Genomic DNA, 13,088 nt, shown 5'->3' on the forward strand with positions numbered 1-13,088 from the left:
CATGAAAAAATTAAAATTCATAGTAAGTGGTGGCGGAACAGGCGGACATATTTATCCGGCAATTGCTATTGCGAATGAATTAAAATCGCGTTTCCCTGATGCGGAATTTCTTTTTGTTGGTGCCAAAGACAAAATGGAAATGCAAAAAGTGCCACAAGCGGGTTACAAAATTGAAGGTTTGTGGATTGCTGGATTACAACGAAAATTGACAGTTCAAAATATGATGTTTCCATTCAAATTGATAAGCAGTTTGTGGAAATCGCGTCAAATTATAAACAAGTTCAAACCCGATGTTGTAATTGGAACTGGCGGTTTTGCTTCTGGACCATTATTGCAAGTGGCAAATAGCAGAAATATTCCAACTGTAGTTCAAGAGCAAAATTCATATCCAGGAATAACTAATAAGTTGTTGAGTAAAAAGGCAAATAAAATTTGTGTTGCCTATGAAAATTTGGAACGATTTTTTCCAAAAGAAAAGATTGTTCTAACAGGAAATCCGGTTCGTGAAGATTTGCTAAACATTGATGCAAAAAGGAATGAAGCAATCACTCATTTTAATTTGGATGCAAACAAAAAAACGCTTTTGGTTCTCGGCGGAAGTTTAGGCGCAAGAAGAATTAACCAATTGATTGAAAAAGAAATTTACAATATAGTTTCTAAGGATATTCAAGTGATTTGGCAATGCGGAAAGTTTTATATCAATGAGTATAAGCATTTTTCCGATGGAAAAAATGTTCAGGTTTTAGATTTTATTGACAGAATGGATTTGGTTTATGCCGCAGCCGATTTTGTAATTTCTCGTGCTGGAGCATCATCAGTTTCCGAGTTATGTTTGGTAGGAAAACCAACGATTTTTATTCCATCACCAAATGTAGCCGAAGATCATCAAACCAAAAATGCAAAAGCGATAGTCGATAAAAATGGTGCTATTCTTTTAAAAGAAAATGAATTAGAGGAAAAATTTGAAACAACTTTTTCCAATTTAATTTCGGACGAAAGTTTACAAAAAGAATTAAGCCAAAACATAAAAAGCTTGGCAAAACCAAATGCAACAAAAGATATAGTAGAAGAAATAATTAAATTAATAAAATAGCAAAGGCAAAAATCAATCTCAAAAATCAATGATAAAATTTGAATTTTGTAGTTGAAGTTAATATTGACATTGATTTTTGAAGTTGTAATTGAATTTTGAAATTGAAAATGAATCTAAACCAAATACATAACGTCTATTTCATAGGAATTGGAGGCATCGGAATGAGTGCTTTGGCTCGTTATTTTCAAAATATTGGAAAAAATGTTTCGGGTTACGACAAAACACCAACTATGTTGACTGACGAATTGATTGCCGGCGGAATGCAAATTCATTTTGAAGATAATGTCAGTTTTATTTCTGAAAGTTATACTGTTGAAAATACTTTAGTAGTTGTAACTCCAGCAGTTCCAAAAGATCATTCGGAGTGGAATTACTTAAAAAATAAAGGTTTTACGATTAAAAAACGTGCCGAAGTTTTAGGATTAATTACCAAAGATACATTTTGTTTCGCCGTTGCTGGAACACACGGAAAGACGACAACATCAAGTATTCTTGGTCATATTCTTTATGAAAGCGGTGCAGATGTTACAGCTTTTCTTGGCGGAATTGTCGAAAATTATCATTCCAACTTAATCGGAAAAGGAAAAACAATTTCAGTTGTAGAAGCCGATGAATTTGATCGTTCGTTTTTACATCTTCATCCAGATATCGCTTGTGTAACCTCAATGGATGCTGATCATTTGGATATTTATGGCGATACATCAGCTATTGAAGATTCGTTTCGCGAATTTGCTGATAAAGTGTCGGATAAAACTAAATTATTTGTTCCCAAAGGTTTGCCGCTTGAAGGATTAACCGTTGGAATAAATAACGGCGCAACTTACACGGCAAAAAACATTAGAGTTGAAAATAGTAGTTATGTTTTTGATGTGGAAACACCTTCAGAAACGATTAAAAATATAGCGTTCGGTTTACCTGGACATCACAATTTAATGAATGCCTTGATGGCGTTAGCGATGGCAAAAACTTTTGGCACCCCAACCATTGACATTGCTAACGCTTTGGCTTCATTTAAAGGTGTGCAACGACGATTTTCGTATCAAATTAAATCTGAAAATTTAGTTTATATCGATGATTATGCACATCATCCAACCGAAATTAATGCAGTTCATCAAGCGGTTAGAGAATTATATCCAAATCAAAAAGTATTGGCAATTTTTCAACCCCATTTGTTCAGTAGAACTAAAGATTTTGCCGATGGTTTTGCCGAAAGTTTGGCTCAATTTGACGAATTATTGTTAATGGATATTTATCCAGCAAGAGAATTACCAATGGAAGGAATAACTTCGGAATGGTTGTTGTCAATGGTTAAAAATGACAATAAAAAATTGGTAAGAAAAAGCGAACTAATTGACGAAATTTTAAATTCAACTGCTACGATTATAGTTACAATTGGTGCAGGCGATATCGGTGAAATGGTTCCTGAAATTAAATCGGAATTGCTTTTGGCAAATAAATAAAAAATAAAAATTTAAAGTAAGAATTATCAAATGTTTTGCATTTGAAATAAAATAAAAAAATGAAAATTTTCACTTGGACAAATATCAGATTAGTACTAATGATTATGTTAGTTCTATTTCTTTTTTCTTTTGCTTCCATGCGAAATGAGAATAGAAAAATAGCCAAAATTGATGTGGAAATCATCGACGAAGACACACCTTTTTTATTACCAACAATGGTTAATAAATTGTTAATAGAAAAAAATGAGCACTCAAAAACTATTACCAAAGAAGGTTTAGATTTGAAGAAATTGGAGAAGTCTGTCAACAATAATGATTTTGTACAAAAGTCAGAGGTGTTTGTCAGTGTTGATGGGGTTTTAAAAGCGGTTGTTAAACAAAAAACACCAGTTGGAAGAGTGGTTTTAGAAACGGGTTCTTTTTATGTTGATTATGAAGGAAATAGGATGCCGTTGTCTGAGAATTATTCGGCTAGAGTTCCGCTAGTTTCTGGCAAAATTGATGCTGTTGAAAACGAAAAATTATCTGAAGTATTGAAGATGATTTATGAAGATGATTTTTTGAAAAAAAATATTATTGGAGTGCAAGTTGTGCCTAACGGAAACTTGATTATGCAGAATAGAAATTACGATTACACCATCGATTTTGGTAAAATTATTAACATTGATAGAAAATTTAAAAACTATAAAGCATTTTTTCAAAAAGCAGTTTCAGATAGCACTTTGAACAATTACAAAAAGATTAACCTGAAGTTTACACAACAAGTGGTTTGTATAAAATAGATGATTATGGAAAAAGAGAATATTGCCGTTGGATTAGACATTGGAACAACCAAAATCGTTGCCATGATTGGTAAGAAAAACGAGTATGGAAAACTTGAAATTCTTGGAGTTGGAAAATCCAAAAGTCTTGGTGTTGCTCGTGGTGTTGTAAATAACATTACTCAAACGATACAATCTATTCAGCAAGCTGTAATCGAAGCGGAAGCCAATTCAGGATATAAAATCAACGATGTTGTGGTTGGAATTGCAGGTCAACACATTCGTAGTATTCAACATACTGATTATGTGATTAGAACCAATCCAGACGAAGTGATTAGTGGAAAAGATATTCAACTTTTAATCGATCAAGTAAATAAATTGGCAATGTTACCTGGAGAAGAAATTATCCATGTTTTGCCACAAGAATTTAAAATCGATGGACAAGCAGAAATCAAAGAACCAATCGGAATGTACGGCGGAAGATTAGAAGCCAGTTTTCACGTAGTTGTTGGTCAAGCTTCATCAATCAGAAACGTTGGAAGGTGTATTCAAAGTTCAGGAATTGAGCTTTCAGGATTAACCTTGGAACCATTAGCTTCGGCAGATGCAGTTTTAAGTCAAGAAGAAAAAGAAGCTGGTGTTGCACTAATCGATATTGGTGGTGGAACAACCGATTTGGCTATTTTTAAAGATGGAATTATTCGTCATACAGCCGTTGTGCCATTTGGTGGAAACGTAATTACAGATGATATCAAAGAAGGTTGTTCGATTATAGAAAAACAAGCAGAATTATTAAAAACAAAATTTGGTTCGGCTTGGCCAGGAGAAAATAAAGACAACGAAATTGTGTCAATTCCTGGATTACGAGGAAGAGATCCAAAAGAAATTTCTTTGAAAAATTTGTCAAAAATTATCCATGCGCGAGTAGTTGAAATTATTGAGCAAGTTTTCAACGAAATAAAAGCTTACGGACACGAAGATCCAAGAAAAAAATTAATAGCTGGAATTGTATTAACTGGCGGTGGTTCTCAATTAAATCACATCAAACAAATTGTGGAATACATCACAGGAATGGACACAAGAATTGGTTACCCAAACGAGCATTTGGCAGGTAATTCTAGCGAAGAAATTTCTAATCCGTTATATGCAACAGCAGTTGGATTATTGATGAATAGCATAGCTAATAATTCTAACAGTGCATATAAAATTGAACTGAAAGAAGTACAACAAGTAGCACCAAAAGAAACTATTCAACAAGTAGTTGAAGTAAAAGAAGAAGTTGTAGAAGAGCAAGTTGAACAGCCAAAAGCGGTAGAACAACCTGAAACAACGGGTGAAAAAATTAAGCGTTCGTTTTTTGATAAATATGTTGATAAAATCAAAGATTTCTTAGACAACGCCGAGTAAAATTTAGTAGCTTTCAATACTGAGTTTACAGTAAAGAAGAAACAAAAAAACAGAAAGAATACAGAATAAAATCAAGCAAAACCAAAATAGTATGATAAGCAACTCAGAATTTGGAAACATCTCATTTGATTTACCAAAAAATCAATCAAATGTGATAAAAGTAATAGGCGTTGGTGGTGGCGGAAGCAACGCAATCAACCACATGTTTAAACAAGGAATCAAAGGTGTAGATTTCATTGTTTGTAATACTGATTCTCAAGCATTGCAAAACAGTCCAGTGCCAAATAAAATTCAGTTAGGTGTAAACTTAACCGAAGGACTTGGCGCCGGAGCAAATCCAGATGTTGGTCAACAATCAGCAATTGAAAGTATTGCCGATATAGAAAAAATGTTGGATACCAATACCAAAATGGTTTTCATTACGGCTGGAATGGGCGGCGGAACTGGAACAGGTGCTGCGCCAGTAATCGCTCAATTAGCAAAAGAAAGAGATATTTTAACCGTTGGAATCGTTACAATTCCATTTCAATTCGAAGGTAAAGTTCGCCAAGAACAAGCATTACAAGGAGTTGAACGTTTAAGAAAACAAGTCGATTCGCTTATCGTCATCAATAATAACAAACTTAGAGAAGTTTATGGAAACCTTGGTTTCAAAGCAGGTTTCTCTAAAGCTGATGAAGTTTTAGCTACAGCATCACGCGGAATTGCGGAAGTAATTACACACCATTACACGCAAAATATCGATTTAAAAGATGCAAAAACCGTTTTAGCAAATAGCGGAACTGCCATTATGGGTTCAGCTATTGCCAATGGTGATAATCGTGCAAAAGATGCTATCATTTCAGCATTAGACTCGCCATTATTAAACGACAATAAAATTACAGGTGCCAAAAACGTATTGTTGCTTATCGTTTCTGGAACCAATGAAATTACTATTGATGAAATCGGAGAAATCAACGATCATATCCAAACCGAAGCTGGTTTCAATGCCAACATCATTATGGGAGTTGGTGAAGACGAAACACTTGGCGATGCAGTTGCAGTTACTATTATTGCAACAGGATTTAACGTAGAACAACAAAACGGAATTGTAAATACTGAATCAACAAAAATAATCCACACACTTGAAGACGAACAAAAAGTAGTGCGTGATTTAACTCAAAAACCAGTTGAAGTATTTCAATCAATAACCGAAACGCCAACAGAAGTTAAAGAAGAAAAAATCGTTTTTGAACTAATCGAAGAAGAAACAGTAGTAGAAACTCCAAAAGCAGTTTCAGCTATCGACGAAAACGAATTGATTGCTATGAATCAATTCATAAAAAACCTAGACGTAACCTTCGAAATCGTTTCGCCAATAAAAGATATCGACTTCAAAGTAACAACTCCTGAGGTTAAAGAGATTAACGTAGTAGAAGCAAAAAACATAACCGAAGAAGAGCAAATTACCTTTTCATTCGATATGCCAGTAGCTTCAACCGAAACAAAAGAAGAAAACAAATTAGTATTTGAACTAAACGACGAAACAAAAAACATCATCGTAAAAGAACCAGTCCAAGTAGTTCCAATGACCGAACTAAACGAACAAGGTGTAATCAAATACTCATTAGAAGAATACATGGAACTAGAAAACGATTTATTAGGCTCAAAACCAGCCGCAAAAATCGTAGAAGAACCAGTAGCCGAAGAACTAAACATCGTTATGAAACAGCCAGAAGTTGAAAAACCAGCTGCAACATTTGCTCCAACATTTGAAGACGTTTCACCAATGGAAATGACCATCGAAGAAACTCTAAAACACAGAGCCGACGAAAGAAGAAGAAAATTAAAAGAGTTCAATTACAAATTCCATAACAATCCGTCAAGAATAGACGAAATGGAAAAAGAACCAGCCTACAAAAGACTTGGAGTTGATTTGAATACACAAACTCAAAACAACAATTCTAGAATGTCGCTCGGAACCGATAGCAATGACGACGCACAATTGCGTTCAAACAACTCGTTCTTGCACGACAACGTAGATTAACCAAGAAAAAACAATAATAATAACCCGAAAATTTCATAGAGATTTTCGGGTTTATTTTTTTAACTTCGCAACGTCATTGCGAGGAACGAAGCAATCTCAATAAAATAGTTAGGAGCGAATCGTTCGGGCATTTTAATAAACCATATTCCCGCTATTCGCAGTATCTTTTTTGTCACACCGAGCGCAGTCGAGGTGCGTTTTTTTCAAATAAAAAAGGATACTTGCTTCAATCGGGGCTAAAAAGCAAACCATAAAAAAGATATTTAATATCAAATATTTAATATTTAAAATCTAAAAAAATGAGCTTACAAACAAAAATAATGGACGTAATGAAAGAAGCCATGCGTTCAAAAGATACTGTAGCACTTGAAGCACTACGAGCAATTAAATCAGAACTATTGTTAGCACAAACCGCAACAGGTTCAAAAGAAGAAATCTCAGAAGTTGACGAAATAAAAATTCTACAACGATTAGTAAAAATGCGTAAAGACAGCGCCGAAATTTTTACAACACAAAACCGTCCCGATTTAGCCGAACCAGAATTGGCACAAATCGCTGTAATCGAGCAATTCCTTCCAGCACAACTTTCAGAAACAGAAGTAGAAGCAATCGTATCAAAAATCATTGCAGAAACTGGCGCATCAGGAATAGCATCAATGGGAAAAGTTATGGGATTAGCAACAGCACAAATCGGCGGACAAGCAGAAGGAAAAACCATTTCGGCTATCGTAAAAAAGTTGTTGGTTTAGTGAAAAGTGAACAGTGACTAGTAAATAGCTAATTACTCTTTACTTTTCACTATTCACTAATAAAAATGGCTTCGTAGTTCAACTGGATAGAATTTCGGATTTCGGCTCCGAAGGTTGCAGGTTCGAACCCTGCCGAGGTCACAAAAATAAATTCCCAAAGCATAGTTTAATGTTTTGGGAATTTTTTATTTTTAGGCAATGGAAAATTGGCCACTCTTTTTTATCATCGGAATTCCTTTAGCAATAACAATTGGTTTAGTGTTTAATTTTTTGTTCGCACTTGTTGATGAATTGCACATTGCAGCATTTCACCGTCCAATTTACATTCATTTATATACCAATTTCCTAGAAATTTCTGCAGAGCAAGAAAAGTTACTAACCGAAAAATTTGAGTTTTACAACAAGTTATCCACTAAACGAAAAAAGTATTTCAACCATCGTGTAACGCTTTTTTTAGAAAAATATGAATTCATTCCTCGAGATAATATTGTAATAAACGAAGAAGTTCAAACGATAATTGCAGCAACTTATGTAATGCTCACTTTTGGTATGCGACATTTTTTATTGACTGCTTTTGATAAAATCATTATTTACCCTGAAGAATATTATTCAACTTTTAGCGAACAATATCACAAAGGCGAATACAATCCAAGAATGAAAGCCGTTGTCTTTTCTTGGAAACATTTCTACGAAGGATTTGAAACTAGTAATGACAATTTGAATTTAGGTATTCATGAGTTTACTCACGTAGTTCATCATCACAGTTTGTATAGTCAAGATGCCAGTTCACTTACATTCAAAAAACATTTTCAACGAGTTTTAATGATAATCGAAAATCCTCAAGCCAGACAAAAATTAATCGAATCTGAGTATTTTAGAGTTTACGCTTTTACCAATTCGTTTGAGTTTGTTTCGGTAGCAATTGAGCATTATTTTGAAACGCCTAACCAATTCAAGCAGGAGTTTCCAGTATTATTTAAACACGTTAGTAGAATGTTAAATCATAGACATTGATTTTATTCGTGTTTTGGTTCTGGTAAATCAAAATAATCTCCTTTAGTTCTGTCTAATGTTTTTGATAAGGAATTAAAATTTTGGGTAGTTGGTTTTATATCAACGTATTTGCCTACAATGCTTCTGTGTTTATATATAATAAATGTGTTTTCTGCACTTGGATTGATTTTATTTAAATTGGCTTCGGTTTTTTGATCAGAAAATGATGGAACAAATGTTAAAGCTGTATTTTTAATATTGAGTTCTATTCCTAATTTTTCCAATTGTTTCTGTCTTTTTTGTTTGTCATAAGAGTTTTCATTTCCATATACAAAGTAAACTTTCAAATGATTTTTTCTTTTTACGGTTTCTGTTTCTAGAAAAGTAAGCCAAAGTTTTATTTCTTTCCAATTAGGATTGTTTCCAACATAATAAATTATACCATGATAGCGACCATATTTACACACAGGACAAACTTGTGTTGCTTTATCTGGTCCAAAAGCGTGAAATGGTAGAAACGATGGTTGATCTTCGCCTATATTCAATCCTGATTGCTTTCCTAAAGTTCTTTTCTTTGGATAATTTGGAATATTTAACCCGAGAATAATATCGTGTTCGGCAATTTGTAAGCTATCTTTGAGTAAGATTCTTGTAATTCCGCTTCCACCTCGATTTTCTTGGCGGTATTTTTTTAGATGTGGAATAAGTAATTTATCATCATCAAAGTTAATTTCATCTGTATGGTATTCGTTTTCAATATCAGGTTCTTTAATAGATAAATGAATATGTGCAGGTAAAATATCATTAGGATAAGGTGCAGGACGAATGGTTTTAATAGTGTATTTTCCATTTGCATCCGTTTTTACCCAACCGCGAATATGTCCGTGTTTTTTAGCTTTTTCGTCCATTTCTGCTTTGGGCGAATAATAGCCATTATTGTCGGTTTGCCAGTAATAAATAACGACATTCGGAGCTGGTGTTTTTCCGTCCAACTGAAAAGTCGTTCCTGTAATAATTAGTTTTTGCCCTTTTTCCTTCCAGCCAGAACTTGTGTCAATAGAGGAAATATTTTTTGGCATTCCAATGTACATTAGTTCACATCCGTCGCAACCGTTACACACAATTTTGTTACTTTCATTTTTTGGTTTGTGGTTCGTTTGTTCGTTACAGCTTATTAATAACAGGTATAAAATTGTTTTACAGAGAATTAGTTTTTTCATATTCTAGATTTTTCTGTAAATATGTTTTAGAAATAGCTGATTGTCAAATAAAATAAGGTAAGGCGAGTTTATTTTATGGCAAGATGATGTTGCTTTCCAAAATTAGATTTGAATTTGGCAACATAATTTCGGCTCATTCTTAAATTAGTATTGTCTATCAGCGTAACATCGTAATCTCCATTTTTTCGTGACTGAATAGAAATGATTTTATCGCTATTTACAATGTGTGATTTGTGAATACGGATAAATTGCTTGTCATCTAATTGGGTTTCTAAAGATTTTAGGGTTTCTGTGTGTAAATATTTTTTGGAAAGATGAAAAATGTTTACGTATGGTGAATTAGCCGAAAAATATAATATCTCGTTTACGTCTATGATTATTTTTTTTTTGTTTCTGTCAGAAGTAATAATGGATGAAATGAAGCTTTGTTTCAAAGTCTGTTTTTCTTGAGGAAGTATTGTTCTTCTTTGCGACTTGTTTATGTAAACAAAAAATGTGACTACGAAACCATAAATAAGAATGGATTTAACTGCATATTCTGTTATTCCAAAATTAAAGGTTTGCCAATATGGGAAAGTATGATAGTAAAATGTTTTTGATAAAAACCAAATTAGAGCTGGATAAATAGATAAATGGAAACAAGTAATTATGGCTGTAAAACAAATATTTTGCCATAGCTTATTTGGCTGGATTAGTTTTAGCAACAGTTTTGTCAGAGGAAAAAATAACAGCCAGAACGAACTAAAAAGTAATGATTCTGATATAAAGAAGGATGAATTTTGAAACAGCGAGTAAATAAAATCCAAAATAATAGTCGCAACTATTAAAAAGAATAAACAGCTGACCATTATAGTATTCTGATATTGTTTGTTTTGGATAGTATTGTATTTCTGTTGTATTGCCATTTTTTTGTTCTAAAGAGATTAAGCTAATTTACAAAAAAGAAGAATGTAATGCATTTTTATAAAAAGAGTAGCCTGATTTTTATCATATTTTTTCTTGATTAATAGCGGTAAATTTAAAGTATAATTCAAATACTTTTAATCATGAAACAACGTGTTCCGGTCGCAACTATAATGACCAAAAATGTAGTTAAACTTAATGTTACTGATGATTTAACTAAGGCAGAAGGTTTGTTTAAAAAACACCACATCCGACATATTCCTGTAGTTAGCGGAAATAAAATAATTGGGATGTTAAGTTACACCGATTTACTTCGAATTTCGTTTGCTGATGCTGTTGACGAAGAAGAAACAAGTGTTGATGTAACGGTTTACAATATGTTTTCGGTAGAACAAGTGATGGCAAGAAATTTAGTAACGGTTTCTCCTGAAACGGCCATCAAAGAAGTAGCCGAAATATTAGCTTCCAAAGAATTTCATGCACTTCCTGTTTGTGAAGGCGAACTTTTGGTTGGAATTGTAACCACAACCGATTTGATAAAATATCTGATTGAGCAGTATTAATAAAAAAACCTGACAGGTTTCAAAACTTGTCAGGCTTATATTTGTTTTATTTCGTAATTTCTTTCAAATTAGCAATGGTAGCAATTGGGTTATTTGCACCAAAAACAAAACTTCCAGCAACTAAAACATCTGCGCCAGCATCAACTAATTGTTTTGCATTTTTATTAGTAACGCCACCATCAATTTCGATTAGTGTAGAGGCATTTTTTCTATTGATTAATGCTTTTAGTTTTTCAACTTTAGCATATGTATTTTCTATAAACGATTGTCCTCCAAAACCGGGATTTACACTCATGATACAAACCAAATCAATATCTTGAATTACATCTTCAAGTAAATCGATGTTTGTGTGTGGATTTAGTGCAACACCTGCTTTCATTCCTTCGGCTTTGATGGCTTGCAATGTTCTATGAAGATGTGTGCAAGCTTCATAGTGAACGGTCAATACATCAGCACCTAATTTTTTGAAAGTTGAAATATATCGGTCTGGATCAACAATCATCAAATGTACATCAATTGTTTTTTTTGCGTGTTTGTTGATAGCGTCTAAAACAGGCATTCCAAAAGAGATGTTTGGAACAAAAACACCATCCATAATATCAATGTGAAACCAATCAGCTTCACTAGCATTAATCATTTCGATGTCGCGTTGTAAGTTAGCAAAATCAGCAGCAAGTACCGAAGGAGCAATTAAAATATTTTTCATTGTGTTAAGTGTGTTGTTGGCACAAAGATAGTTTTTAGTTTAAAAGTTTAAAAATTTAAGTCTCGAAACTTCGGGATAAAAGTTGGGCTGCTAGTGTAAAAAGCAAAACCTCCAATATTATTGGAGGTTTTATTCTAAATATTCATCTAAATTAGTCTTTCTGCTTGTCTATTTCTTTTTGGATTAAGTTCCAATCATAATAATGAAAGGTCATACCGTTACTCATGGCAACTAACATACCCTTTGAAAAGTCTTTATTAAGGTTGATTGATGTGGCATCAGCTCCATCGCATTCAATTGTAGATACTGGTATTTCTGCAATTTTTATATGTTTGTTTTTTTGGTTTGAATTTTCTTCTCTAGTATATACAACAAACGTATTGGCTTGTTGGTTGGAAACTAAAATATATCCAGTAGATTCAGTTTTTTTATAAATAGCTATTCCCTCGTTGTCGGATTTGAAATCATTTTGTCCAAAAATTGCTATTTCATTATTGTCATTCTTTGAAGGGTCAGCAAAATACTTACGAATTCCTGTTTGTTCGTCTGAATAATAAACGAATCCTAATTCATTATCAACAGCTATTGCTTCTATTTCTTTTTTACCACTGTAATTTCCAAATTTCCTAATGATTTTTGCTTGTATCACTCCGTTTTTAGATTCCAATTGGTATTGCCATAAATAACTTCCAGATGGGCCATTTTTTCTTCCTACTATTGCAAATATTTCGCCATCAGAAGGTCTAGTATAAAGGGCAATTCCCATAGGGTTTCTTTCTGTTTCTCCAACAAATACTTCAATTCCACCATTGTCAATTGGTTCTAAGTTTGGTAAAGAAAATATCCTGATTTTATTTGTTTCTCTTTCCGTAGTTACAGCAATATCAAGAGTTGTGTTACCTACTTTTAATTTATAAGCGACATCTACATTGTTTGGTCTTTTTAATGGAATCGATTTCTTTATGATTTTACCGTTTAAATCATACAAATAAAGACCACCGTTAGAATCTTTGTCAGTTCCAATAATTAAACTATTTGAAGCATTAGTTGGATGAATCCAAATAGCGGGATCATCAGTATCGTGCGGTGTTTTTTCAGTAATTATTTTTGGTTGTATGGCATTTTTAGCTATTGGTGCTAATTTATCTTTACAGCTAACTAAAATAACTATTGAAAACAGAACTACTTTTAATTTATTCATTATTCA

12 protein-coding genes and 1 tRNA gene are annotated in these 13,088 nt (G+C 33.2%); 9 read left to right on the forward strand and 4 right to left on the reverse strand.

The window, feature by feature from the left end; all coding sequences use genetic code 11:
- Position 1 precedes the first annotated feature (1 nt).
- From murG to G6042_RS07120, 8 genes are all read left to right on the forward strand, one after another.
- Positions 2-1,093, forward strand: coding sequence for an undecaprenyldiphospho-muramoylpentapeptide beta-N-acetylglucosaminyltransferase (gene murG / locus G6042_RS07085; RefSeq protein ID WP_169523608.1), 1,092 nt, complete (start codon positions 2-4; stop codon positions 1,091-1,093).
- 107 nt (positions 1,094-1,200) lie between these two features.
- Positions 1,201-2,553, forward strand: coding sequence for a UDP-N-acetylmuramate--L-alanine ligase (gene murC, locus G6042_RS07090; protein WP_169523609.1), 1,353 nt, complete (start codon positions 1,201-1,203; stop codon positions 2,551-2,553).
- A 59-nt stretch (positions 2,554-2,612) separates the two neighbouring features.
- Complete coding sequence (locus G6042_RS07095; protein ID WP_169523610.1) at positions 2,613-3,335, forward strand: cell division protein FtsQ/DivIB; 723 nt, start codon at positions 2,613-2,615, stop codon at positions 3,333-3,335.
- Between the two features lie 6 nt (positions 3,336-3,341).
- Complete coding sequence (gene ftsA, locus G6042_RS07100; RefSeq protein WP_169523611.1) at positions 3,342-4,721, forward strand: cell division protein FtsA; 1,380 nt, start codon at positions 3,342-3,344, stop codon at positions 4,719-4,721.
- A 91-nt stretch (positions 4,722-4,812) separates the two neighbouring features.
- Entirely contained in the window at positions 4,813-6,747 is a 1,935-nt protein-coding gene (ftsZ, locus tag G6042_RS07105) for a cell division protein FtsZ (protein ID WP_169523612.1), read from the forward strand.
- Positions 6,748-7,046: 299 nt separating this feature from the next.
- The gene (locus G6042_RS07110) at positions 7,047-7,496 is read left to right on the forward strand and encodes a GatB/YqeY domain-containing protein (RefSeq protein ID WP_169523613.1); all 450 of its coding nucleotides are present in this window, start codon (positions 7,047-7,049) and stop codon (positions 7,494-7,496) included.
- Between the two features lie 67 nt (positions 7,497-7,563).
- Positions 7,564-7,637: transfer RNA gene (locus G6042_RS07115), tRNA-Arg, on the forward strand.
- Between the two features lie 57 nt (positions 7,638-7,694).
- Entirely contained in the window at positions 7,695-8,510 is an 816-nt protein-coding gene (locus G6042_RS07120) for a zinc-dependent peptidase (RefSeq protein WP_169523614.1), read from the forward strand.
- A gap of 2 nt (positions 8,511-8,512) precedes the next feature.
- On the opposite strand, the gene G6042_RS07125 is transcribed toward G6042_RS07120, so the two are convergent.
- Together G6042_RS07125 and G6042_RS07130 are read right to left on the reverse strand one after the other, a co-directional pair.
- Positions 8,513-9,709, reverse strand: a complete 1,197-nt coding sequence (locus G6042_RS07125; RefSeq protein WP_169523615.1) for a dioxygenase family protein — start codon at positions 9,707-9,709, stop codon at positions 8,513-8,515.
- Between the two features lie 68 nt (positions 9,710-9,777).
- Entirely contained in the window at positions 9,778-10,413 is a 636-nt protein-coding gene (locus tag G6042_RS07130) for a LytR/AlgR family response regulator transcription factor (RefSeq protein WP_235933227.1), read from the reverse strand.
- Between the two features lie 342 nt (positions 10,414-10,755).
- Here G6042_RS07130 and G6042_RS07135 point away from each other — a divergent pair, with 342 nt between their 5' ends.
- Positions 10,756-11,175: a CBS domain-containing protein gene (locus G6042_RS07135; protein ID WP_169523616.1), complete on the forward strand. Its 420-nt coding sequence runs from the start codon at positions 10,756-10,758 to the stop codon at positions 11,173-11,175.
- A 46-nt stretch (positions 11,176-11,221) separates the two neighbouring features.
- Here the strand turns inward: G6042_RS07135 and rpe are convergent, their stop codons facing one another.
- Together rpe and G6042_RS07145 are read right to left on the reverse strand one after the other, a co-directional pair.
- On the reverse strand, positions 11,222-11,881 hold the full coding sequence (gene rpe, locus G6042_RS07140; protein WP_169523617.1) for a ribulose-phosphate 3-epimerase: 660 nt from the start codon (positions 11,879-11,881) through the stop codon (positions 11,222-11,224).
- A 151-nt stretch (positions 11,882-12,032) separates the two neighbouring features.
- Positions 12,033-13,082, reverse strand: a complete 1,050-nt coding sequence (locus G6042_RS07145; protein WP_169523618.1) for a phytase — start codon at positions 13,080-13,082, stop codon at positions 12,033-12,035.
- Positions 13,083-13,088 lie beyond the last annotated feature (6 nt).

The organism is Flavobacterium solisilvae (assembly GCF_012911605.1).
In the GTDB taxonomy this organism is placed as follows: domain Bacteria; phylum Bacteroidota; class Bacteroidia; order Flavobacteriales; family Flavobacteriaceae; genus Flavobacterium; species Flavobacterium solisilvae.